Origin of the sequence: Caballeronia sp. LjRoot31 (genome assembly GCF_964253885.1) — a bacterium.
Taxonomy (GTDB): domain Bacteria; phylum Pseudomonadota; class Gammaproteobacteria; order Burkholderiales; family Burkholderiaceae; genus Caballeronia.
The window spans coordinates 2,118,217-2,142,967 of sequence record NZ_CAXURX020000001.1 but is presented as its reverse complement, the minus strand read 5'-3'; the positions used below and the strand labels follow the sequence as shown (position 1 = coordinate 2,142,967).

Below are 24,751 nucleotides of genomic sequence, written 5' to 3'. Positions count from 1 at the left end.
TCAGCGTAGCAAGTCCGTCGATCCGATTCGCGATACACCCGCTGTCGTCATCTGTTCCCACGCGCGCGCAAGCGAGCCGTCGAGGTCGATCGCGCGACAGGCATCGTCGATAACGACCGCTTCGAAACCCGCGCTGCGCGCATCGAGCGCCGACCACGCGACGCAATAATCCGTCGCCAGCCCGCAGCAATAGACCCGCTTCGCGCCGACATCGCGGAGATAACCCGTGAGGCCCGTCGGCGTTTGGCGATCAGCCTCCATGAAGGCCGAATAACTATCGACGTCCACGTGATGACCCTTGCGGATCACCAGCCGTGCATGCGGCACGTCCAGATCGCGATGCAGCGCCGCGCCGTCCGTGTCTTGCACACAATGGGTCGGCCACAAAACCTGCTGGCCGTAGCTCAGCGTGGCCATGTCGAAAGGCGCGCGCCCCGCGTGATTCTCGGCGAAGGAAACATGCTTCGCCGGATGCCAGTCCTGTGTCACCACCACATGCGAAAACGCACGCGCGAGGCGGTTGATCACAGGCACGACTTCGTCGCCATGAGCGACCGGCAATGCGCCGCGAGGCATGAAATCATTCTGGACATCGATCACAAGCAGGACTTCGTCAGCGCCTTTCATCGCGAATCTCACCGGTTGTGTCTAGCTGTTGAATCTAGCTGTTAAAGCCGCGTCCTTCTGCGGCCAGTTCGGTCACGCGCGCCGCGGGCTTCCATGCATCGCCGTTGGCTTGGGCCCCATACTTGCGCATCGCGCGTTCGACGTTGTACAGGCCGACCGTATCCGCATACAGCATCGGTCCGCCGCGATACAGCGGGAAACCGTAGCCGGTCAGATAGACCATGTCGATGTCCGAGGCCTTCGATGCAATCCCTTCTTCCAGGATCAGCGCACCTTCATTGACGAGCGCGAACACCAGCCGTTCAACAATCTCATCGTCAGAAATCTTGCGGCGCGTGACGTCCTGTTCCTTCGAATACGCAACGATCATGTCGTCGACAATCTTCGACGGATGCGCCGTGCGGTCCCCTGCCTTGTAGTCGTACCACCCCGCACCGGTCTTCTGTCCGAAGCGCCCGGTCTCGCACAAGCGGTCCGCGATCTTCGAATACTTCAGGTCCGGCTTCTCCTGATAACGGCGCTTGCGAATCGCCCAGCCGATGTCATTGCCCGCGAGGTCGCTCATGCGGAACGGTCCCATCGCGAACCCGAATTTTTCGATCGCGCGATCCACTTGCGCCGGCAACGCGCCTTCTTCGAGCATGAAAAGCGCCTGACGCAGATACTGCTCGATCATCCGGTTGCCGATAAAACCATCGCAGACGCCCGACACCACGGCCGTCTTCTTTATCTTTTTGGCGAGTTGCATGACGGTGGCGAGCACGTCTTTCGATGTCTTCGCGCCGCGCACGACTTCCAGCAGCTTCATCACGTTGGCCGGGCTGAAGAAGTGCATGCCGACCACGTCTTCGGGACGCTTGGTGAACGCGGCAATCTTGTCGACATCGAGCGTAGACGTATTCGACGCCAGGATCGCCCCCTTCTTCGCGACCTGATCGAGTTTCGAAAACACCTGCTCTTTCACGCCGAGTTCTTCGAACACCGCTTCGATGATCAGGTCGGCGTCCTTGAGGTTCTCATAAGCGAGCGTAGGCGTGATCAGCGCCATGCGTTCTTCCAGTTTCTCGGCAGTCAGACGGCCTTTTTTCACGGCGCTTTCGTAGTTCTTGCGGATAGTGGCAAGCCCACGGTCCAGCGCTTCCTGCTTCGTCTCCAGCAGCGTCACCGGCAGTCCCGCATTGACGAAATTCATGGCGATGCCGCCGCCCATCGTCCCCGCGCCGATCACGCCAACGCGTTCGATCTTGCGCACGGGTGTGCTCGAAGGCACGTCGGGAATCTTGCTCGCCGCGCGTTCGCCGAAGAACGCGTGGCGCAGCGCGCGGCTTTCGGGCGTTTGCACCAGCGCCACGAAACATTCGCGTTCGACGGCCAGGCCTTTATCGAAACCGAGCTTCACGCCGGCTTCCACTGCATCGATACATTTGAGCGGCGCCGGAAAGTTCTTCGCCAGCGGCGTGACGCCGTTGCGCGCGAACTGGATAAACCCTTCAGCGTTCAGATGCTCGATCTTGCGATCACGCACCTTCGGATGCGGGCCGCTTTGCGCGCCCACTTTTTGCGCGAATTTGACGGCTTCGTCGAGCAGATCGCCTTGCGCCATGTGATCGAACAAGCCCGTTCCGGCCAGTTTCTCCGACATCACCGGCGCGCCCGACACAATCATGTTCAGCGCCGTTTCCAGACCGACCGCGCGCGGCAAGCGCTGCGTGCCGCCTGCGCCAGGCAGGATGCCGAGCTTGACTTCGGGCAACGCGATCTGCGCCCCCGCCGATGCCACCCGATAATGCGCGCCCAGCGCCAGTTCCAGCCCGCCGCCCATTGCCACGCTGTGGATTGCGGCCACAACAGGCTTTGTGCTGCCTTCCACGGCCTTGATGACCGTATGCAGCGTGGGTTCCTGAGTCGCCTTGGGCGTGTTGAATTCGGTGATATCGGCGCCGCCGGAAAACGCCTTGCCCGCGCCGATGATCACGATCGCGCTGACGGACGCGTCCGCCTGCGCTTTTTCAACGCCCTCGACAAGCCCAAGCCGGGTGGAAAACCCGAGGCCGTTCACCGGCGGATTGTTCAGCGTAATAACGGCGATGCCGTCGCGAGTCGTGTAGTCCACTGCCATTTGTCTACCTCCATTCGATGCCTGCCGATAGTCAGATTCTCCGGGAAACTCCCGGAAAGCGCTGATTACCGTGTCGCTGGGATTGTGAGTTACCCGGAGAAGAATACACAAAAAAGAACGCTCGTTCAATTTTGTTATTTTGGGATGGAGATAAACTTCGAAGAGCTTCGAAGGGTCGAGCGAAGAAAACCGGGCTGCGCGCCGGCAGCCCGGTAAAGCGAAAGAGCCCGGAAACTAAGATTCAGACAAAAACTCAAACCACTTTTTCATCAACCGTCGGCAGCACATGCTCCCTATACAACTCTCTTAGCCTGAGCTTCTGTAGCTTGCCCGTAGCCGTATGCGGGAGTTCATCGGCGAAAACAACATCGTCCGGTTTCCACCATTTCGCCACCTTGCCGTCGTAGAACGCGAGCAGTTCCTCACGCGTGACGGTCGCGTCCGGACGCAGCACGACCACCACCAGCGGCCGCTCCGTCCACTTCGGATGTGAACACGCAATACACGCCGCTTCCGCCACCTGCGGATGCGACATCATCACGTTCTCCAAGTCGATCGAACTGATCCATTCGCCGCCCGACTTGATCACGTCCTTGCTGCGATCGGTGATGTGCATGAAACCATCGGCATCGATAGTCGCGACATCGCCCGTCGGAAACCAGCCGTCGATCAACGGCGAAACCTCCTTGCGGAAATACCGGTCGATTACCCACGGCCCGCGCACATGCAGATCGCCAAACGACGTGCCGTCCCAAGGGAGTTCCTGGCCGTCATCGCCGACGACTTTCATGTCCACGCCGAACATAACGTGACCCTGCTTTTCGCGCAGATGCCGCCGCTCTTCCGGCGAGCGTTGCTGCTGCTTCCAGGTGAGCTTGGCGAGCGTGCCGAGCGGCGACATCTCCGTCATGCCCCACGCATGAATCACCTCTACGCCATAGTCGTCCTCGAAGCTGCGCAACATGGCCGGCGGACAAGCCGAGCCGCCAATCACCGTGCGTTTGAGCGTATTGAAGCGCACGCCAGCCTGCTTCATGTAGTTCAGCAAGCCGAGCCAGACCGTCGGCACGCCTGCCGAAAACGTCACGCCTTCGGCTTCCATGAGTTCGTAGAGCGCTTTGCCATCGAGACAATTGCCGGGCAGCACGAGCTTTGCGCCGACCAGCGGCGCGGCGTGCGGAATGCCCCACGCGTTGACGTGGAACATGGGCACGACGGGCAGGATTGCATCGCGGGCGGAACAGCCCATGGCGTCGGGAAGCGATGCGGCGAATGCATGCAAGACGGTCGATCGATGCGTGTAAAGCGCGCCCTTCGGATTGCCGGTCGTGCCAGACGTGTAGCAAAGAAACGATGCCGAGCGTTCGTCGAGGACCGGCCACGCGTAGTCGCCGTCGCATTTGCCGATCAGCGTTTCATAGCTGAGCGCGGGCGTGGCCATATCGGCGAGATGGGTGCTGATGCAAGTCTCGTCGCCGAGCGCAATCCAGCCCTTCACGTTCGGACACTGCGGCGCGATGATGTCGACGAGCGTGGCGAACGTCATGTCGAACGCGACGTATTCGTCGTCGGCGTGATTGACGATGAACGCAACCTGATCGGGAAAAAGCCGCGGGTTGATGGTGTGACAGACGGCTCCCATGCCGGTCACGCCGTAATAACATTCCAGATGGCGATATCCGTTCCACGCCAATGTGCCAACGCGTTCGCCCGGTTGCACACCCAGCCCGATCAGCGCCTGCGACAGTTGTTTCGCGCGTTTTTCGCAATCGCGCCAGGTGTAGCGATGAATGTCGCCTTCAATGCGGCGCGAGACAATCTCGGTATCGCCGAAATGGCGTGCAGCGTGGGATAACAACGATGAAGCGAGCAGCGGTACATCCATCATCTGGCCGAAAAGCGGCGACGTCATGGGCGAGTTCCTCACAAGTCCGGATGCACGGTTTTTGATGCCTGATCTACTACCTGGACTAATACCTTAATTTGGTGTCGCAGCCAATGTGAGAGCGGCCCGGCGCGGGCTTGTGCAGCGGCGCGAGCGCGGATTTACAATATCGGTTAATCATGAGGTGCTCAATATGTCGTTTTCCCCAAGCAGCACCGCAGCAGTCGCCGAACCCGCAAGCCTTGCTCCCGTGGATTCACTGCTTGCATCGATCGAAACCGATAGGCCGGATGCGTTCGTTTCACTCGGCGCCGCCTTTCTCACCCGCCTGCCCGCTGCGCCGTTGCCGGACCCTTATCTGGTGGGCATTTCCGCCGATACCGCCGCGCAACTCGGTTTCAACGCCGCCGACGCGCAAGATCCCGCGTTTGCAGCGCTTTTCGCGGGCAATCCCACGCGGGAATGGCCGGCGGAGAAGTTGCCGTATGCATCGGTGTATTCGGGGCACCAGTTCGGCGTGTGGGCCGGCCAGCTTGGCGATGGCCGCGCGATCGGCCTGGGCGAGATCGAACACGATGGCAAGCGCTTCGAACTGCAGCTAAAAGGCGCGGGACGCACGCCGTATTCGCGCATGGGCGACGGACGGGCGGTGCTGCGGTCATCGATACGCGAATATTTGTGCTCCGAAGCCATGCACCATCTCGGCATTCCGACTACGCGGGCGTTGTGCGTTATCGGATCGGACCAGCCGGTGCGCCGCGAAACGATGGAAACGGCCGCCGTTGTGACGCGAGTCGCGCCGAGTTTCGTGCGCTTTGGCCACTTCGAGCACTTCTACACGAACGACCGGCTCAATGAACTGAAAAAGCTCACCGATCACGTGATCGACCGGTTCTATCCGCAGTGCCGCGAAGCCGACGATCCCGCTCTGGCGCTCCTGCAGGAAGTCACGCACCGCACCGCTGACTTGATGGCGGATTGGCAAGCCGTCGGGTTTTGCCATGGCGTGATGAACACCGACAACATGTCGATTCTCGGGCTGACGATCGATTACGGCCCGTTTGGCTTTATCGATGGATTCAACGCGAATCACATCTGCAATCACTCGGATTCGCAGGGTCGGTACGCTTATAAAATGCAGCCGCAGATTGGCTACTGGAATCTGTTTTGCCTCGCGCAGGCGCTGGTGCCGCTGTTCGGTCCGCAATACGACAGCGACGCTCGCAACGACAAGGTGATCGAAGACGCGCAGCGGGTGCTGGAAGGGTTCAAGGACCGGTTTGCGCCCGCGCTCGAGCGCCGTATGCGCGCGAAACTTGGACTGGCTGAGATTCGCGAAGGCGACGATAAACTCGCCAGCCGCCTGTTTGACGTGATGAACGCCAATCGCGCCGATTTCACGCTGACGTTCCGAAACCTGGCCAAAATGCGCAAGGCGGACGCTTCTGGCGACGCGCCCGTGCGTGACCTGTTCCTCGATCGCGCCGCTTTCGATGTCTGGGCGAACGACTACCGGTTGCGCTTGTCGGAGGAAACACGGAGCGACGAAGCGCGGGCAAGCGCGATGAACGCCGCGAACCCAAAGTATGTCTTACGCAATCATCTGGCCGAGAACGCCATCCGCCTGGCGAAGGAGAAGGATTTTTCCGAAGTTGAACGGCTGGCAAAGGTGCTGCGCCATCCCTTCGACGAACAACCTGAATTTGAAGCGTATGCCGGCCTGCCGCCCGACTGGGCGAGTGATCTGGAAGTCAGTTGCTCTTCCTGAAATAGCCCCCAAATGAATGAGCCGAAACTAGCCGCCCAAACGAGCCGCCTTGTTGGGCGCCGCTAAAGATCTGGAGATAGAGAACCATGAACCGAGACGATCTCACGAAAGACCCTGTTGACCCCGTTGCTCCGCTGCAGAAGGACGACGCCGCGTATCGGAAGGAATTGACCGATATCCAGTACCAGGTGACGCGCCACGCCGCCACCGAACGGCCGTTTACCGGCGAATACTGGGATCACACGGAGCGCGGTGTGTATGACTGCGTATGCTGCGGCACACCGCTGTTCGAGTCGGATACGAAATTCGATGCCGGTTGCGGCTGGCCGAGCTACTTCAAGCCGATCAACGGCGAAGTCATCAACGAAAAGACCGATCGTGCGCACGGCATGCTGCGCATTGAAGTGCAATGCAAGAACTGTGGCGCGCATTTGGGCCACGTCTTCGAAGACGGTCCCGCGCCGACGGGCTTGCGCTACTGCATCAACTCGGCTGCGCTACAATTCGAACCCAAGTAAGCGCGTCGGGCGATGCTGGCCAGTGAGTCTGCGAGTCGATGTTGCCGCGGCGAGCACCCTCGCCGCGCGTTTTCAAACACGGCTGACTTACAGCCAGATGATTGAGGCCAGATAAGGCCAAATGCGGCTGACTGCGGCTATTCACTCGCCAGGCGTCGTGCTGTGCCGGTAGCGAACCGGTGACGCGCGGCGCGTGCGCGCTTTCAAATTGATGCCCTCCACGTCCCTACGACATGAAATTTCTGTTCGATCTATTTCCGATCCTCCTCTTCTTCGTCGCATTCAAGATCTGGGGCATCTACACCGCCACCGCTGTAGCAATTGTCGCCACGCTTGTGCAAATTGCGTGGGTCGCGTTCCGGCATCGCAAGGTCGACCCCATGCTGTGGGTGAGCCTGGGTGTGGTGGTCGTATTCGGCGGCGCGACGCTCGTGCTGCACAACGATACGTTCATCAAGTGGAAACCCACCGCGCTTTACTGGCTTTTTGCCGGCGCGCTAATCGTGTCGCAAGTCGCTTTCGGGAAGAATCTCATTGAAGCAATGATGGGCAAGCAGATTGTTTTGCCGCATCGCGTGTGGGGTCAATTGAATCTTGCCTGGGCCGTGTTTTTCGCGATTCTCGGCGTGGTCAATCTGTTCGTGGCGTTCAACTACACCACCGATCAATGGGTCAACTTCAAGCTGTTCGGCGCCACCGGGTGTTTGCTGGTGTTTATCGTGGCTCAGAGTTTGTGGCTCGCGAAGTATATGAAAGAGGACGAAGGCAAATGAGCGACCCCGGTTTTATCGAGAACTTCGTCAACGCGTCGGCCGAAGGCAAGATCGCTTATCTCGAAGCGCGGCTTAATGCGGCGCTTGAGGCTTCGTCGGTGCATATAGACGATGACAGCGCCGCGCATGCGGGCCATGCCGGAGCCTCGGCGGGGAGTCACTATACGGTTACCATTGTGGCGGCCCGATTCGCCGGGAAGCCACGCGTGGCGCGGCACCGGCTGGTGTATGATGCGCTGGCCGACGAGCTGCGGCAGGGTATTCATGCGCTTGCCATCAAGGCTTTTACACCCGAAGAGTTTGCAGACCAGTTCGAGTGACCCCTAGTAACTTAACTGTCCTTTAGAACTGTCCTTCAGTTCAGTTTTGCTTTCAGCCAACAGATTTCAGCCAAGATTCCCAGCCCTCGTTCTGATCAGGAACTATTGATGATTTTAAAAAATCCCCGTATCTGGGTGTTGCTGGCCGCGTTCGCGGCGGCGCCCGTGTTTGCTCAGAACATTGCCGTGGTGAACGGCACGCCGATTCCGAAATCCCGTGTCGATGCGCTTGTCGCGCAACTCGTTCAGCAGGGTCAGCAGGACACGCCGCAATTGCAGGCGGCCGTGCGTCAAGAGCTGGTGAATCGCGAGATCTTGATGCAGGAAGCGATGCGACGCGGTATTGCCACGCGTCCCGACGTGAAGGCGCAGATTGCCGTTGCTCAGCAGACGGTGGTCTTGCGTGCGTTGATTGAAGATTTCGTGAAGAACAATCCGCCGACCGATGCCGAGATCAAGGCTCGATATGACGACATGGTCAAGCAGGTCGGCGGTGGCAAGGAATATCACCTGCACCATATTCTCGTCGACAACGAAGCTCAGGCTAAGGACTTGATTGCGAAGATCAAGGCTGGCGCGAGTTTTGAAGATCTGGCGAAGCAGTATTCGAAGGATCCGGGATCGGGCAAGAATGGCGGCGATCTGGACTGGTCAAGCCCACAGGCGTATGTGCCGGAGTTTGGCGCGGCGGCTGAGAAGTTGAAGAAGGGTGAGATGACCGATGAGCCGGTGAAGACGCAATTCGGCTGGCACATCATTCGGTTGGACGACATTCGCGATGTCGCGCCGCCGCCGTTGGAGCAGGTCAAGGACCAGATTGCGAAGCAGATTCAGCAGGAAAAGCTGCAGGCTTTTGAAGAGGGTTTGCAGAAGAAGGCTGTAATCAAGTAGGGGGTGCTCGCGCCGGTGGACCGGAAGGGTGAGTTTGCTGGCGCGGATTGGTCGTTAGGGTTTGGTCGGGGTTGATGGTGGGTTGGTCGGTTCTGGGGTTAGTGGTCGGGGTTTATGCCGGGTTGGTCGGTTCTGGGGCTAGCGGTCGGGGTCTATGCCGGGTTGCTGCTTTCGGCGTTAGTGGTCTGCGAGAGTCGGATTTTCTCTTTATCACTATTAGCCACTGTGCGTGGCGGCACGTCATTTCTTTGTCCAAAGCGACAAAGAAACGAAGCAAAGAAAGCGCTTTAACCGCTCTACCCTAAGTGTCCACAGCGTGCAGTTTCTATTCATAGGTGCCCCAAAAGCACGGTGCTCGCCAGAGCGGAGGATGTGTGAAACCCTCCTTCTCCGAACACCGATACCCACACGCTTCGCCACCAGTGATTGAACCTGCCCAAGGGACACCCCGCGCTATCCGCGGATAACCTACCTCCAAATAGGTATGGACACCGAACCACATCGCCAATTCACCAAAAGCCCCGGGGTCTTGGATGCGTGAGGCAGTGAGTCATAAAAATGACGCCTCAGGTCGAGTAGTTGACCCACGAAGAACCGCAGAAGCAAATACGCGTTAGTCCGGGCTGGTTCCTGGGCAAATCGTGCTTGCCCGACAGCACGGACGGTAACGCGTTTTCATATGAAAGCACGACGTTACGAGTACGCGTGAGGCCGTGCGAGTCCTTGGCGAATGTGCTTGCCCGAGAGCACTGGTGGCGAAGCGTGTTCATGTCAGGATTCGCGAGAAGGAGGGGTTCACACATCGGTCGCTCTGGCAAGCACCGTGCTTTTGGGGCACCTATGAATAGAAACTGCACGCTGTGGACACTTAGGGTAGAGCGGTTAAAGCGCTTTCTTTGCTTCGTTTCTTTGTCGCTTTGGACAAAGAAATGACGTGCCGCCACGCACAGTGGCTAATAGTGATAAAGAGAAAATCCGACTCTCGCAGACCACTAACGCCGAAAGCAGCAACCCGGCATCAACTCCGACCACTAACTCCAGAACCGACCAACCCGGCATAAACCCCGACCACTAACCCCAGAACCGATCAACCCAGCATCAACCCCGACCACCCCCAAAACCTAACGACCAACCCGCGCCAGCAAACCCACCCCTCGGTCCACCGGCGCGAGCGACCCCTCTCACCCTACCCAGCGCCGCGCATTCTGAAACACGCGCAACCACGGACTCGCGTCCCCAGTCCAATCCCCTGGCGTCCAACTCATCTGCACGTTCCTGTGCACCCGCTCCATATGCGGCATCAGCACCGTAAAACGCCCATCCGGCGTCGTCACCGACGTAATCCCATCCGGCGAACCATTCGGATTCAACGGATAACGCTCGGTCGCAGCGCCCTGGTGATCGACGAAACGCATGGCCACTAAAGCGTTCGCTACGTCGCCCTGCTGCGAGAAATCAGCAAAGCCTTCGCCGTGCGCAACGGCCACCGGAATCCGCGAACCTTCCATTCCAGCGAAGAATATCGACGGCGAGCCTTGTATCTCAACCGATGCAAACCGCGCCTCGAATTGCTCCGATTTGTTCCGCGTAAACTTCGGCCATGCCTCCGCGCCAGGGATCATCGAAGCGAGGCTGCTCATCATCTGGCATCCATTGCAAATGCCCAGCGCAAAGGTATCGGTGCGACCGAAAAACGCCGCGAACATATCAGCCAGACGCGGATTGAAACGAATCGTCTTGGCCCAGCCCTCGCCCGCACCGAGCACGTCCCCGTAAGAGAAACCACCGCACGCAACCGCACCTGCGAAGTCCGCAAGCGTGACTCGCCCTTCCAGCAAATCGCTCATGTGAACGTCGTGGGTGTCGAACCCCGAACGGTCGAACGCGTAAGCCGTTTCCAGATGCGAATTGACACCCTGCTCACGCAGGATCGCGACACGCGGACGCGCCCCCTTGTTGAGGAACGGAGCCGATACATCCTGCGTCGGATCAAAAGTCAGCACCGGCGAGATGCCCGGATCAGCGGGATCGAGCAACGCGTCGTATTCGGCATCGGCGCAAGCCGGGTTATCGCGTAACCGAGCAATACGCCAGCTCACTTCGCTCCACGCACGCTGCAACTCATGGCGCGGGGCGTCGTAGATTTTCTTTGCATCGCGATAAATTTCGATCGTGTCACGCTCGTTCGGCTTGCCGATCACTTCGCTGCAACCAAACAGTCCGTGTTCGCGCAACACAGCCAGCACGGCATCGCGATCCGCCAGAGGCACCTGGATCACACCGCCCAATTCCTCGGCGAACAACGCGCGAATGGTCCGGTCCTCACGACGGCCGCTGGTCTGCTTCGCCCAGTCCTTGGCATCGCCGTAATCGGATTCATGGTTGGGATCGAGGATCAACATGTCGACGTTCAGCGACACCCCCACATGCCCCGCAAACGCCATTTCGCAGACAGTGGCCCAGAGGCCGCCATCGGAACGGTCGTGATACGCGAGCAACTTGCCAGCAGCATTGAGCGACTGGATCGCGTTGAAGAACCGCTTCAGGTCCTCGGCGTCGTCGACGTCGGGAACCGCATCGCCGATCTGCTGCGTCACTTGCGCCAGAATGCTGCCGCCCAGACGATTCTTGCCGCGGCCGAGATCGATCGAGATCAGCACCGTATCCGTGCCACGCTGCAATTGCGGCGTGAGCTGGCGGCGTACATCTTCAACCGGCGCAAACGCCGAAATGATCAGCGACACCGGCGACACGACTTCCTTCGCTACGCCCGCCTCGTCCTGCCATTTGGTGCGCATCGACAGTGAATCCTTGCCGACAGGAATACTGATGCCCAGCGCCGGGCACAACTCCATGCCGATAGCCTTCACGGTGTCAAACAGCGCCGCGTCTTCGCCAGGACTGCCGCACGCGGCCATCCAGTTAGCGGACAGCTTCAGCTTGCTCAACGATTCGATCGGCGCCGATGCAATGTTCGTCACCGCTTCGCCCACTGCCATGCGGCCGGATGCGGGTGCATCGATCACGGCAAGCGGCGTGCGCTCGGCAATGGTCATTGCTTCGCCACGGAAGCCCGCGTAATCCATGGTCGTGATTGCGCAATCGGCGACGGGCACTTGCCACGGGCCGACCATCTGGTCGCGCGCCGTCGTGCCGCCCACCGAGCGGTCGCCGATGGTGATCAAAAACGATTTGCTCGCGACCGTCGGATGTTTGAGCACGCTTACCGCGATCTCGGACAAAACCATACCGGTCACATCGACGGGCTCGAACGTCAAGACCTCGCGCTTCACGTCGCGATGCATCTTCGGCGTCTTGCCCAGCAGGACTTCCATGGGCATATCGACGGGTTCGAGCTTTTGATCCGCGCTCTTCAAGTCGTCGATCAACTGCAACTGGCGTTCTTCCGTCGCAACGCCCACCACCGCGACCGGGCAGCGTTCACGCGTGCAGATCGCTTCGAAGGCCGGCAGGCTTTCCGGCGCGATAGCCAGAACGTAGCGTTCCTGCGCTTCGTTCGACCAGATTTCGCGCGGCGACAAACCCGATTCCTCAAGCTGCACGCGACGCAATTCGAAACGCGCGCCCTTGTCCGCTCCATCGACCAGTTCAGGGAACGCATTCGATAACCCGCCCGCGCCCACGTCGTGGATGCTCAGGATCGGGTTCTCGGCGCCCAACTGCCAGCACGCATTGATGACTTCCTGCGCGCGCCGCTGGATTTCGGGGTTGCCACGCTGGACGGAATCGAAGTCGAGTTGCGCGGTGTTGGCGCCGGTCGCCATCGAACTCGCCGCGCCGCCGCCCATGCCGATCCGCATGCCCGGACCGCCGATCTGAATCAGCAACGACCCCGCCGGCAAATCCATCTTGTGCGTGTGCTGGTCCGAGATATTGCCGATCCCGCCCGCGATCATGATCGGCTTGTGATAACCCCGCACGCGCCCGGCAGCGTTCTGCTCATACGCGCGGAAATAGCCGCCCAGGTTGGGCCGGCCGAACTCGTTGTTGAACGCAGCCGCGCCGATGGGGCCGTCGATCATGATCTGCAACGGCGATGCAATCCGTTCCGGCTTGCCGTACGGCTCATGCGTATCCGATGGATTGCGCTGCGGCACCGGCACGGCGCTGTCGCGGGCGTTTTCCCACGGCTGGCGTGCGTCGGGCAAGTCCAGGTTCGATACCGTGAAACCCGCCAGGCCCGCTTTCGGGCGCGCACCGCGGCCCGTCGCGCCTTCATCGCGGATCTCGCCGCCGGAGCCGGTTGCCGCGCCGGCGAAAGGCGAAATGGCGGTCGGGTGGTTATGCGTCTCGACCTTCATCAACGTGTGCGTCAACTCGGTGTGACGGCCGTAATGTTCGTTCGAACCACGCGGGAACCAACGCTCGGCCGTGCCGCCTTCCATGATCGCCGAGTTGTCCGAATACGCGACGATCGTGCCGGCGTGATTCAGCTTCTCGGTGTTGCGGATCATGTTGAAGAGCGAGATGTCCTGCGGCTCGCCGTCAATGGTCCACTGCCCGTTGAAAATCTTGTGACGGCAATGTTCGCTATTGGCCTGCGCGAACATCATCAACTCGACGTCGGTCGGATTGCGCTCCAACTGCTTGAACGAATCAACGAGATAGTCGATTTCATCGTCCGCCAGCGCGAGGCCCAGTTCCGCGTTCGCCGTTTCCAGTGCGCCGCGGCCATGGCCGAGGATATCGACGGCTTGCAGCGGCTGGGCCGGCAGTTCGTCGAAGAGATGCAGTGCGTGATCCCGCGACGGCGCCACGCTTTCGGTCATCCGGTCATGCAGCGCGGCCGTAACTGCTGCGCGCTCCTGCTCGCCCAACGCCTTCTTGCCGCCGATGCCGCTGCCGAGCAAGCCGCTTTTCAGGATCACCGTATATTCGATGCCCCGCTCGATCCGGCGGACCTGCGTGAGCCCACAGTGATGCGCAATATCTGTCGCCTTGCTCGCCCACGGCGAAACAGTACCGAAGCGCGGCACGACCATGAAGGTCTCTTGCGCGCCACGCTCGGTGCTGGCCTCGAACGGCGTGCCGTAGTGCATCAGCGCGTGGATGCGGTTGCTGTCTTCATCGGAGAGCGGATCGACCGAGTTCACGAAATGCAGATACTGGCCGCGCACGCCGACGATTGCCGGGTCGATGCGCGTCAATGTTTCGAGCAGGCGGGTTTGACGGAAATCGGAGAGGGCCGAAGCGCCGGGGAAACACGAGAAGTGGGCCATTGTCACGGTGCTTAAAGGACGTCGAATTCGCCAAGGCTGACGTCGAGACGATAGACGTCGGAGCCGGTTGCGGCAGTGCCGCAACCGGCGGTGGGAAGTCCCGGATTATAACCCGGAAGTGTCTCGAAAACGGACCCGGGGCCAAGCCGTGAAACGGCCTGGCGGCACACCCGCAATCTCTGAAATATGCCCGGAACGTTTTTGAGACGATCCGGCGACGCACTTCAGGGGCCTTGCCACGCAAGGGTTTTCAGCCGCCGACCCGGCCACCGGCGCCGCTGTGCCACGCCTCTTGGCGTCCCGCCGATGCCCGTTTGGCGCTATGATGGCGCGCTTTCCCCGACCGGCGTTTGGTCGCACAAACGCCGGCTCGCCTCTCTCACGAGAATCCCGGCGAATCCCGGGCGCCCCGACACAGTCGGGCGCCGGCTCGTGAACCAGTCTGGTCTTGCGCCTTCGGGCGAGAATGAATCATGGATGTCATCGTCATCGGCGGCGGAATCGCCGGCATCGCCACCGCGTATCAATTGCGTGCAAACGGCCACCGCGTCTGCGTGGTCGAGCGCCATGCCACCGTTGCGCAGGGCGCAACCTACGGCCACGGCGGCTCCGTGCTGCCCTCGCCGCTCGACGTGTGGTTCGGACCAACGTTCATGCAGACACGTCGCTCGGCCAAAACCGGCATTGTGTACAAACCCGGCTTCAATTCCGATACCCGCGCGTTCGCCAGGCAACTCGCGCGGCTCAAGGACCCGGCGCTTTTCAAAGGTCAGTACGTTGCTTTGCGGCCGCTGGTGGATATCTCGCGCGACCTGATAGCGGATATCGACTCCCGGTATTCCCTCGATTACGAACAGCGCACGGGTGTGCTGCACGTGTTCCGTCATGAACGCGATCTCGAACTGGCTCAGTCCGCGATCGCCCTGCTGCAGCGCTTCGAGACACCGTATCGCCTGCTGACGCCCGAGGAATGCGTAGCGGCGGAGCCTTCCATTCCCGATGATCCGCCGCTTGCTGGCGGCGTATTGCTGGGCGATGCCCACACCGCCAATTGCCCGTTGTTCACGAAGCTGCTGAAGCAGGTGCTGGAAGACAGCGGCGTGCAATTCCAGCTGGGCCGCGAAGTAACGGCCATTCGCGCCGATGCCCAGCGTGCCGCCGTGGAACTCGGACCGCGCGCGGGCGAAATGGACGGCAAGGGCCGCAAGTCCCGCGACGTGGAACTGATCGGCGCAGACGCCATCGTGGTCGCGGCCGGTACCGGCACGCCGGCCTTGCTGGCCACGCTGGGAATCACGCTGCCGCTGCATCCGCTGCGCCTGCACACGCTGACCGCGCCGATTGCTTACGAAGAGCGTGCGCCTCACATTACGGTGGTCGATTCGGTGAAACGCATCACGATGACGCGGATCAACCAGCGCATGCGTGTGACCGGCGGCGCGGTGCTTGAGAGCGCGGCAAAAGCGCACAAGCCGATGAACGAAAGCATGACGCGGCGCGCCCTCGCGCTGCTCGGCCAGGCGACGCACGACTGGATTCCGGGCGCGGCGAAGGTATCGGCGGCGCGGGCTTGGGATGGCATCCGGCTGGTGTCGCCCGATGGCTTGCCCGTTGTAAGCCCGACCGGGCACGCCCGTTTGTTCATCAACGCGGCGCACGGGCCGGCGGGCTGGGGTATCGCTTGTGGAGCGGCCACGGTCGTGGCGGCGATGGTTTCCGGAATCACGCCCGACGTGCCTCTTGAAACGGTGCGCGCGCTGCGGATGAACCGGTTTTAGGCAGGATTGAGCGCTATCCGGCTTGGGTCCAGGGCGGCGAAAACGCTAGCGAAGTGAAGTAGCGAACTGCCTTTTTCGCGGACGTGATGCACTTTACGGATCCCCGGCCGGCGTTTGTGGTCATTTGGGCGCAATAATTGCGATGAGCTAACGCACTCCTCCAACGCTGGCGCCATGACCGACTCCGACTTCTCCACCGTCTCAAACACCCCTCAGCCGCCCTACGTCGAGCCGCGCGATCACGCGCTGGCGCTGCTGACACTCGGCGAACTACGCACGCTGGAAAGCCGCGCGGCGGCCGCCCTTTCCCCGAATACATTGATGGCGCGCGCCGGCGCTGCCGCGGCGCAATTTGTCATCGATCAGAATCGGCATGCGCCGCATCTTGCCACCCTGCCAGTCTGGATCGTGGCCGGCCCGGGCAACAATGGCGGCGATGCACTCGTGATGGCCGCCCGCTTGCGGCGCGCCGGTATAGACGTTGAAGTCTGCATGCCGGTGGAAGTCAAACCCGACGATGCACGCTGGGCGCTGGCCGAAGCCAGGCAAGCTGGCGTGAAAATCACCACCGAATCCCCTCCATCCTTCGATACCTTCGGCTGGCTCATCGACGGCATGTTCGGCATCGGTCTCGGACGGCCGCTGGAAGGCGCGTTCGCGGATCTCGCCGGGCGCCTGTCACGGCGCTCGAAGGCGAGCGGCGGCGTGCTTGCGCTGGATATCGCGAGCGGGCTGTCGAGCGATACCGGTGAGCCGGTCAGCCGCAGCGCCGATGGTCGTGCGCAGGCCGTGCGGGCCACGCACACCATCACGTTTATCGGCGCGAAGCCGGGCCATTTCACCGGCGATGGCCGCGACCTCACGGGCAAGCTTTATATCGCCGATCTGGGCGTCAAGCCGCCGCTTGAACCTTCTGTCGTGCTGAACGCGCCATCGCTGTTCGGCTCGCACTTGCCGCCCCGCGATTTCTCGACCAACAAGGGCACGTTCGGCACGCTGGCCGTGCTCGGCGGCGACACCGGCATGTGCGGCGCGCCGATCCTGGCCGCGCGCATGGCATTGTACGGAGGCGCGGGCAAGGTCAACGTGGCGTTCATCGGCACTGATTCACCGCCTTATGACCCGCCGCATCCGGAACTGATGCTGCACCACGTCGACCAGATCTCACTCGACAAGATGAACGCGCTCGCGGTCGGCTGCGGCATGGGCCAGAGCGAGCGCGCGAAAAAGGTGCTCGTCGATGTCCTCGCACTCGATGTCCCCAAGCTCTTCGATGCCGACGCGCTCAACCTGATTTCATCGGATGAAAAGCTGGCTGCCAAGATCGCCGAACGGGGCGCTCGCGGGGACCCGTGCATATTGACGCCGCATCCGCTGGAAGCTGCGCGCTTGCTCGGATCGGAGGTAAAAAAGGTGCAAGCCGATCGCATCGCTGCCGCGCGGCAACTGGCGGCGCGTTTCGCGGCTGTCGCTGTGCTGAAAGGCACCGGCACGATCGTCGCTTCGCCCGATGGGCGCGTGTCGGTGAACCCCACCGGCAATGCCGCGCTCGCTACTGGCGGGACCGGCGACGTGCTGGGCGGGTTGATCGGCGCGTTTCTCGCGCAGCGCTTGCCGGCTTATGAGGCGGCGCTTGCCGGGGTTTATCTGCACGGGCTGGCCGCTGAAGAGTTGACCGGCGAAGGCGAAGGGCCAGCAGGATTAACCGCGGGCGAGCTGGCGCCGAAAGTGCGCAGTTTGCTCAACCGGCTTTTTTACGCTACGTGATCAGGCTAACGTGCTCGAGGTGCGGGTACGTCGGCGAGTCCGTCCGTGGCGCCGTTTGCCGAGCGGCGTTTATCCGTGCGATACGTACGCGAGGCCACCTGTACCGCCGGCCGCCTCGCGCCGTTTATCCATGACGAACGAAACATGAAGCCATGGCCGATGCGCTTATCGTCCATGCAAGCAATCATTCATCCATCGTGGCTATACTTGTTGACTCGCGCGTAAGGGGTTCGAGATAGACCCTCATCGGACCCCGCGCGATGATCAGTACTTCCCGTCACCCTCTGATAAACGGACCGTTATGACGCTCAATTCGCTCCCTGCCTGGCCGGCGCTCCAGACGCATTACGATGCCATCCGTGACGAGCGCCTGCGCGACTGGTTCGCGCCGCAAAACGACACAACGCCGTCCCGCGCCGAGCGCCTGACTTTTGACGGCGGCGGCATTTCCATCGATTTCTCGAAGAACCGGATTACCGAAGCCACGCTCAAGCTGCTGGTCGAACTCGCGCAGCAGGCCAAGGTCGCTGAAAAACGTGACGCCGTGTTTGCCGGCGATATCGTCAACGTCACGGAACATCGCGCGGTGCTGCATACGGCCTTGCGTTCCATCGACGACAACTCCCCGTTCCAGAAAGAAATCCGCGCTGAAAAAGCCAAGATGGCCGCATTCGCCAACAAGGTTCGCGACGGTTCGTGGACCGGCTACACCGGCAAGCCGATTCGCCATGTGGTGAACATCGGGATTGGCGGCTCGGATCTCGGGCCGAAGATGGTCGTGCATGCATTGCAGCACCTGGCAAAGCCCGGTCTGGACACGCATTTTGTCTCCAACGTCGATGGCGCCGATATCTACAACGTGCTCAAGGGCATCGACGCTGAAGAGACGCTGGCTATTGTTGTGTCGAAGACCTTCACCACGCTCGAAACCATGACCAACGCGCGCTCCATGCGCGAGTGGTTCGTGAAAAGCGGCTGCCCGGAAGAAGCGTTGTCGAAGCACTTCGTGGGGGTATCGGCGAATCCTGAGGAAGTGGTCAAGTTCGGCATTGCGAAGGAAAACGTCTTCGAGATGTGGGACTGGGTCGGCGGCCGTTATTCGCTATGGTCCACGGTTGGCTTGTCGATCGTGATCTCGGTCGGTCCGGAAAATTTCGAAAAGCTGCTGGCCGGCGCGCATGCGATGGACGAGCATTTCCGTACCGCGCCGTTCGAACGCAATTTGCCCGTGCTGATGGGCATGATCGGCATTTGGTACCGCGACTTCTTCGAGTCGCAAAGCGTGATGGTCGCGCCGTATTCGCAAGCCATGCGCTACCTGTCTTCGTATCTGCAGCAACTCGAGATGGAGAGCAACGGCAAGTCGGCGCGTCTCGACGGCACCATGGTCGATTACCCGACCGCTGCGGTGATCTGGGGCGAGCCCGGCACGAATGGCCAGCACGCGTTCTACCAGATGCTGCATCAGGGTCCGACGTTGATCCCGGTCGACTTTATCGCCGTGCTGACGCCGGAACATCCGCTGATCGATCATCACGCGAAGCTGCTGGCGAACTGCTTTGCGCAAAGCGAAGCGCTGATGCTCGGGCGCACGCTGGAAGAAGCGAAGAAGGTCGCAGGACCCGGCAAGGAAGAACTTGCTACTCACCTGAGCTTTCCTGGGAATCGCCCGACTACCACGATCATTCTTGATGCTCTGACGCCCGAGACATTGGGCGCGGTCATCGCGCTGTACGAGCACAAGGTGCTGGTACAAGGCGCGGTGTGGGACATCAACTCGTTCGATCAGTGGGGCGTCGAGCTGGGCAAGATCCTCGGCAAAGTGGTGGAAGCCGATATCACCAGTGACAAGGCCGATCCGGCCAAGCACGATTCGTCGACATCGGCGTTGATTGCGCGTGCGCAGGCCGCGTTGAAGGGGCTGTAAGCGCTTTATGCTGGAGGATGTCTCGCGGTTTCTGCTGGTGGGGGAGCGCGAGATGTCTTTCGTTCGCACTCGGGGGTGGTCGTAGTGGTCGGGGTGGTGCCGGGGTGGTCGGTTTTGGGTTAGCGGTCGGAGTCAGTGCCGGGTTGGTCGGTTCTGAGGTTAGCGGTCGAGGTCAATGCCGGGTTGCTGCTTTCGGCGTTAGCGGTCTGCGAGAGTCGGATTTTCTCTTTATCACTGTTAGCCACTGTGCGTGGCGGCACGTCATTTCTTTGTCCAAAGCGACAAAGAAACGAAGCAAAGAAAACGCTTTAACCGCTCTACCCTAAGTGTCCACAGCGTGCAGTTTCTATTCATGGGTGCCCCAAAAGCACGGTGCTCGCCAGAGCGACGGATGTGTGAACCCCTCCTTCTCCGAACACCGATACCCACACGCTTCGCCACCAGTGATTGAACCTGCCCAAGGGGCACCCCGCGCTATCCGCGGATAACCGCCCGCCAATTTGTACGCACGACGGACCACGCAGCCAACCCGCCAAGTAATAAAGCCCCAAAATATGTAAGGCCGCAACCGACGAAAATAACCGCGTAAGCACGCGGTCAGCTCACCAAAAACTGACGCACTAAACACGCATCGAGCTGCTAGACATCAAGCTGTGATCCACGAATATGGCCGCACGAACCAGGCCGCGAACCCATCAAAAAAAGACGGCCGGCAGAACGCGTGAGGCCGTGCTGGTCCTTTGGCAACTTGTGCTTGCCCGAGAGCGTACGGGGCGAAGCGTGTTCGTGTCAGGATTCGCGAGAAGGAGGGGTTCAAACATCCGTGGCTCTGGCGAGCACCGTGCTTTTGGGGCACCTATGAATGAAAACTGCACGCTGTGGACACTTAGGGTAGCGTGGTTGAAAGCGTTTTCTTTGCTTCGTTTCTTTGTCGCTTTGGACAAAGAAATGACGTGCCGCCACGCACAGTGGCTAAAAGTGATAAAGAGAAAATCCGACTCTCGCAGACCACCACGGCCGAAAGCACCAACCCAGCATCAACCCCGACCACTAACCCCAGAACCGACCACCCCGACACCAACCCCAACCACTACGACCACCCCCGAGTGCGAACGAAACCAACTACACGCTTAGACCATTCACAAGCCGCCCTGCTTCTATTGTCACCGTCGCATCGCATCGCTCGGCCAGTTCGGTATCATGCGTAACGAGGATGAGCGTAGCGCCATTGCGCCGGTTCATCTCGAACATCAGGTCAATGATTGCATAACCTGTTGCCGCATCAAGACTGCCAGTGGGTTCATCGGCGAAAAGCACCGCCGGATGCGTGACAAACGCGCGCGCAAGCGCCACGCGTTGTTGCTCGCCGCCAGATAACAGCTTGGGATAGTGCCCAGTCCGCTGACCGAGGCCGACCTGTTCAAGCAGGTCACGTGCACGAATCACGATCTCCTTGTGCGGCACGTCGCCGCGCAATTCCAGCGGCAACATCACGTTCTCGAGTGCGCTCAGATGCGGCATCAACTGGAACGACTGGAACACGAATCCCACCGAGCCGCTGCGCAATGCCGCGCGTTCGTCTTCGTTCAGCGCGCCCAGGTCGCGCCCGAGCAAGCGAACCGTGCCCGCCGTCGCGCTGTCCAATCCCGCAAGCAGACCGAGCAGCGTGGACTTGCCGGACCCCGATGCGCCGACTATGGCGACACTGCTGCCCTTTTCGATCGACAGGTCGATCTGATCGAGGATGATCAATTCGCCCGTCGCGTCCTTCACCCGCTTGCTTAAACCCCGTACTTCAATGACTGGTTCGATATTGTTTTGCATGGAGAGACTTAAGGTGAACTGGACAACGCGCGCCACGCTGGCACCGCTGGCATTGGTTGCATGCATGAGCGCTACGCCGGCTTACGCGGCGCAAGACGCGGCTGTGGCTACGATTGCAGCGACCGCCACGGCCACAGCCCGCAAACCGTCGATCGTGGTCCTCGGCGACAGCATTTCCGCGGAATACGGCCTGCCCCGCGATACAGGCTGGGTAGCGTTGCTGCGCTCAAAGCTTCCGCAAGAGCACTTCGATTATAGCGTCGCCAATTCAAGCATCAGCGGCGACACCACCAGCGGCGGCCTCGCCCGCCTGCCCGCTGCGCTCAACCGGCTCAAACCAAACATAGTCATTGTGGAACTCGGCGCCAACGACGCGCTGCGCGGCGTGCCGCTCGCGACCACCGAAGCGAACTTGCGGACCATCATCGAGAAATCACAGGCCGTCAACGCGAAAGTTTTACTCGTGGGGATGTACGTTCCGCCTAACTATGGCCCCGACTATTCGCAAAAGTTTCACGGCGTCTATGAACAATTGTCCAAAGAAAAACAGGTGCCGCTGGTCCCGTTCCTGCTGGCGGGCATTGAAAACAAGCCCGAAATGTTTCAGGCAGATCAGATTCATCCGACCCCTCAGGCCCAGCCTTTGCTATTGAACAACGTCTGGCCAGTTTTAAGACCTTTGCTGGGCGCGCCATCGAAATGACGGGGGATTTAACTGATTGAAGCAATTCATCGATATAACCCTGTCAGCGCGTCGCCTGGTTGGCTTTTAGCCATGCGCGGAATACGGCCACGATTCAGTAATCAGGATTTTCGCGTAACCCTGAAAAACCCCGGCTCCGCTGTGAGCGCATTGAAAGGAGGTAACGTGAAATATTTACCAATTCTCGCTTTGACCGTCGCGATCTCGGCTTGCGCCGCTCCGTCCCCTGGCGTTAGCCAGGTCGGCACGAGCCAGCAACCGCCGAAGGTTGTCGCACAATGTATCGCGCAGAAATGGGCCGATAAATCACAGCAACAAGTGGTGTCTCAAGACACGCTCGCGAACGACATGGCATCCAATGTCTACGTTCCGGGTCAGCAACCGCCGGACGGCGCAGCTGCCATCGTTCGCCCCAACTATTCGGGCCCGGGTACATGGGTCGGTTTCCACACTGCGGGCTCGGCCGGCAGCGATGCCACCGGCGACATCCAGGCATGCCTCTAATCTCGGTGCAGGTCTCGTAACGCTTGCATCGGGCGCCTTCTGTTATTTTCCTGGACCTTCAGAGGAAGCCCGATATGAAAAAACCCCGCTGGTTTTCGCCGGCGGGGTTTTTTTATTGTGCGGATCAAATTGCACGAATCATTGCGACTGATCGGACGTGGTGGGCACGTTGGTGACCTTCACCTTCGAGCGCGCCTTCAATGACTCGAGGTACGACTCCATCTCGGCTTGCGCGTAGACCTGAGCGACTTGCTGCTGTGCGCCGGTAAGACGGTCCGCAGTCACCGGATCAGGCTTTTCGATACCATTCACGCGATAGATAGCGTACCCGTCCGCGCCAAGATCGACGCCAACATAAGCCGGCAGCTTCGACGAATCGGCCTTGAAGATAGCGGCAAGCGCGGCGGGCGGCATGCCCTGCGCGTCGTTACGCGACACCTTCGATACCGACGAAAAACCGGCAGTCGAGTTCGACTTCTGCAACTCGGCCAGCTTGGCTTCGCCATCTTTGCGAGCGGCCTGGGCCGCTTCTTCCGCCACAACCTTCGTGCGCACCGCGTCCTTGATGGTGTCGAGTGCGGGCACGGCCGCCGCTTTATAGTCCGTCACACGGCCTGCGATCAGCGTGCTGTTGCCGATATCGATAGCCTGCGTGTTGTTGTGCTGCTTCACCGCGTCCGGCGCGAATATGGCCGCGAGGAACTTCGAATTGTTCAGCGGGCTGTCAGGCGGCAGCTTCGGATCCGGCTTCGATCCAAGCGTCGCGGTCTGGATTTGCAGCTTGTATTTGTCGGCGGCGGGTTGCAGCGACTTCGACTGTTCGTACACCGTCGAGGTGAAGCCTTCCGCGTCGTCAGCCAGGCTTTTCGCCGCTTGCTGCGCGACGACTTCCTTCGTGATTGCGTCCTTCACTTCGTCGAATGGCTGCGTGACGGACGGCTTCACGTCGGTTGCTTCGATGATGTGATAACCGAAATCCGTCTGCACAATCCCGCTGATTTCGCCCTTCTTCAGGCCGAACGCGGCGTCGTCGAATGCCTGGCCGCCAGCGATCATGCCGCGGCTGAAATACCCCAGGTCACCGCCTTTTGCCGCCGATCCCGGGTCCTGCGAATTCTTCTCCGCAATCTCCGCGAACTGGTCCGGATGCGCCTTGACTTGCGCGAGCAGTGTTTCGGCTTGTTGCTTGGCCTTCGCTTTGTCGGCGGCGCTTGCGTCTTTCGGCGCCGTGATCAGGATGTGGCTGACCCGCACTTGCGCCTGCGTCTTGAAGCGCGCGATGTTGTCGTCGTAGTACTTCTTGAGGTCCGCGTCAGACGGCTTGAGCGCTGCCGACAACGTCGCCGGCGACATCACCAGGTACTGGATGGTCGCAGATTCGGGCGTGGCGAACTCCGCACTGTGCGCGTCGTAATACGACTTCACTTGCGCGTCGGTGGGCTGGATCTTTGCGGTGTAGTCGACGGTACGGAGCGCGAGACCTTGAACGTCGCGGCGCTGCTCGGCGATCTCGGTCAGCGTTTGCGCCAAGGTCTTCGACGTGAACGCCGTGGACTGGATACTCGCCGGAATCTGGTCCGAAGCCAGGCCATAACGTACGCGCTCGTCGTACTGCTCAGGCGTCATGCCCTGCATCGCGAGCAATTGCTTGTACTGGTCCACGTCAATGGAGCCGTCAGGCTTGCGCAGCGAAGCGATGGTCGGATCGGCCAGCAATGCGCGGCGTACCGCTGCGTCGGAGGCGGTCAGGTGAAGGCGCTGGGTTTCGTCGGCGAGCATGCGCTGCTGCACGAGGCTGTCGATCAGCGACGCGCGCATTTCCGGCGTTTCGAACATCTTCGGGTCGAACTGGGCGCCGAGCATCTGCCGCGCGCGATCGACTTGCTGACGCATCGCGCCGTCGTACTCGACACGCGTGATCTTGTGGCCGTTGACGCTGGCGACATTGGCGTTTTCGTCGAAGAAACTGCTGAAGCCCTGGATACCCACAATTCCCAATCCTGGCACGACGATCAGGATCAACAGGGCCATCATCAGGCGTTGGTGATTACGGAAAAAGTCGAGCATGCGTGACGATTCTGCCTAATACGAAACGCCCGATGTTACA

General features: G+C 60.5%; 17 protein-coding genes. 10 read left to right on the top strand and 7 right to left on the bottom strand.

Translation table 11 applies throughout. The annotated features are described in order from the left end of the window. From pncA to ACSQ8V_RS09460, 3 genes are all read right to left on the bottom strand, one after another. Nucleotides 1–627 carry a bifunctional nicotinamidase/pyrazinamidase gene (gene pncA, locus ACSQ8V_RS09470; RefSeq protein ID WP_436205551.1) on the bottom strand — a complete coding sequence of 209 codons (627 nt, stop codon included), beginning with the start codon at nt 625–627 and terminating at the stop codon, nt 1–3. Between the two features lie 34 nt (nt 628–661). Continuing rightward, nucleotides 662–2,746: a 3-hydroxyacyl-CoA dehydrogenase NAD-binding domain-containing protein gene (locus ACSQ8V_RS09465; RefSeq protein ID WP_436205550.1), complete on the bottom strand. Its 2,085-nt coding sequence runs from the start codon at nt 2,744–2,746 to the stop codon at nt 662–664. Nucleotides 2,747–2,999: 253 nt separating this feature from the next. Then, on the bottom strand, nt 3,000–4,658 hold the full coding sequence (locus ACSQ8V_RS09460) for a 3-(methylthio)propionyl-CoA ligase (RefSeq protein ID WP_436205549.1): 1,659 nt from the start codon (nt 4,656–4,658) through the stop codon (nt 3,000–3,002). A 166-nt stretch (nt 4,659–4,824) separates the two neighbouring features. On the opposite strand from ACSQ8V_RS09460, the gene ACSQ8V_RS09455 reads away from it, so the two are divergent. The 5 genes from ACSQ8V_RS09455 (at nt 4,825) to ACSQ8V_RS09435 (ending at nt 8,901) form a co-directional block, all read left to right on the top strand. Then, complete coding sequence (locus tag ACSQ8V_RS09455) at nt 4,825–6,399, top strand: protein adenylyltransferase SelO (protein ID WP_436205548.1); 1,575 nt, start codon at nt 4,825–4,827, stop codon at nt 6,397–6,399. Nucleotides 6,400–6,485: 86 nt separating this feature from the next. Further along, nucleotides 6,486–6,917: a peptide-methionine (R)-S-oxide reductase MsrB gene (msrB, locus tag ACSQ8V_RS09450; RefSeq protein WP_213768264.1), complete on the top strand. Its 432-nt coding sequence runs from the start codon at nt 6,486–6,488 to the stop codon at nt 6,915–6,917. Between the two features lie 233 nt (nt 6,918–7,150). Next, complete coding sequence (locus tag ACSQ8V_RS09445; protein ID WP_089160312.1) at nt 7,151–7,690, top strand: septation protein A; 540 nt, start codon at nt 7,151–7,153, stop codon at nt 7,688–7,690. Next, nucleotides 7,687–8,010 (top strand): BolA family protein, encoded by a 324-nt coding sequence (locus tag ACSQ8V_RS09440; protein WP_089160311.1) that lies wholly within the window; start codon nt 7,687–7,689, stop codon nt 8,008–8,010. The genes ACSQ8V_RS09445 and ACSQ8V_RS09440 overlap by 4 nt, the downstream gene beginning before the upstream one ends. Before the next feature lie 108 nt (nt 8,011–8,118). Beyond that, nucleotides 8,119–8,901 carry a peptidylprolyl isomerase gene (locus ACSQ8V_RS09435; protein WP_213768261.1) on the top strand — a complete coding sequence of 261 codons (783 nt, stop codon included), beginning with the start codon at nt 8,119–8,121 and terminating at the stop codon, nt 8,899–8,901. A 1,181-nt stretch (nt 8,902–10,082) separates the two neighbouring features. Here ACSQ8V_RS09435 and purL read toward each other — a convergent pair. After that, a complete protein-coding gene (gene purL, locus ACSQ8V_RS09430) occupies nt 10,083–14,141 on the bottom strand; it encodes a phosphoribosylformylglycinamidine synthase (RefSeq protein ID WP_436205547.1) in 4,059 nt (1,352 codons plus the stop codon). A 473-nt stretch (nt 14,142–14,614) separates the two neighbouring features. Here purL and ACSQ8V_RS09425 point away from each other — a divergent pair, with 473 nt between their 5' ends. Next, nucleotides 14,615–15,919, top strand: a complete 1,305-nt coding sequence (locus tag ACSQ8V_RS09425; RefSeq protein ID WP_436205546.1) for an FAD-dependent oxidoreductase — start codon at nt 14,615–14,617, stop codon at nt 15,917–15,919. 174 nt (nt 15,920–16,093) lie between these two features. Next, nucleotides 16,094–17,686: an NAD(P)H-hydrate dehydratase gene (locus tag ACSQ8V_RS09420; protein ID WP_436205545.1), complete on the top strand. Its 1,593-nt coding sequence runs from the start codon at nt 16,094–16,096 to the stop codon at nt 17,684–17,686. Between the two features lie 5 nt (nt 17,687–17,691). Here the strand turns inward: ACSQ8V_RS09420 and ACSQ8V_RS09415 are convergent, their stop codons facing one another. Further along, complete coding sequence (locus tag ACSQ8V_RS09415) at nt 17,692–17,862, bottom strand: hypothetical protein (protein WP_436205544.1); 171 nt, start codon at nt 17,860–17,862, stop codon at nt 17,692–17,694. A gap of 125 nt (nt 17,863–17,987) precedes the next feature. Between ACSQ8V_RS09415 and pgi the strand changes: the two genes are divergently transcribed. Then, nucleotides 17,988–19,613 carry a glucose-6-phosphate isomerase gene (gene pgi / locus ACSQ8V_RS09410; RefSeq protein WP_436205543.1) on the top strand — a complete coding sequence of 542 codons (1,626 nt, stop codon included), beginning with the start codon at nt 17,988–17,990 and terminating at the stop codon, nt 19,611–19,613. A 1,122-nt stretch (nt 19,614–20,735) separates the two neighbouring features. On the opposite strand, the gene ACSQ8V_RS09405 is transcribed toward pgi, so the two are convergent. Continuing rightward, nucleotides 20,736–21,437: an ABC transporter ATP-binding protein gene (locus ACSQ8V_RS09405; protein ID WP_213763870.1), complete on the bottom strand. Its 702-nt coding sequence runs from the start codon at nt 21,435–21,437 to the stop codon at nt 20,736–20,738. Here ACSQ8V_RS09405 and ACSQ8V_RS09400 point away from each other — a divergent pair. Both ACSQ8V_RS09400 and ACSQ8V_RS09395 read left to right on the top strand, forming a co-directional pair. Next, nucleotides 21,412–22,140 (top strand): arylesterase, encoded by a 729-nt coding sequence (locus ACSQ8V_RS09400; RefSeq protein ID WP_436205542.1) that lies wholly within the window; start codon nt 21,412–21,414, stop codon nt 22,138–22,140. The genes ACSQ8V_RS09405 and ACSQ8V_RS09400 overlap by 26 nt on opposite strands. A gap of 165 nt (nt 22,141–22,305) precedes the next feature. Further along, nucleotides 22,306–22,644 carry a hypothetical protein gene (locus ACSQ8V_RS09395; RefSeq protein ID WP_213763872.1) on the top strand — a complete coding sequence of 113 codons (339 nt, stop codon included), beginning with the start codon at nt 22,306–22,308 and terminating at the stop codon, nt 22,642–22,644. A 138-nt stretch (nt 22,645–22,782) separates the two neighbouring features. Here the strand turns inward: ACSQ8V_RS09395 and ACSQ8V_RS09390 are convergent, their stop codons facing one another. Then, nucleotides 22,783–24,711: a SurA N-terminal domain-containing protein gene (locus tag ACSQ8V_RS09390; protein ID WP_436205541.1), complete on the bottom strand. Its 1,929-nt coding sequence runs from the start codon at nt 24,709–24,711 to the stop codon at nt 22,783–22,785. Nucleotides 24,712–24,751: the final 40 nt, after the last annotated feature.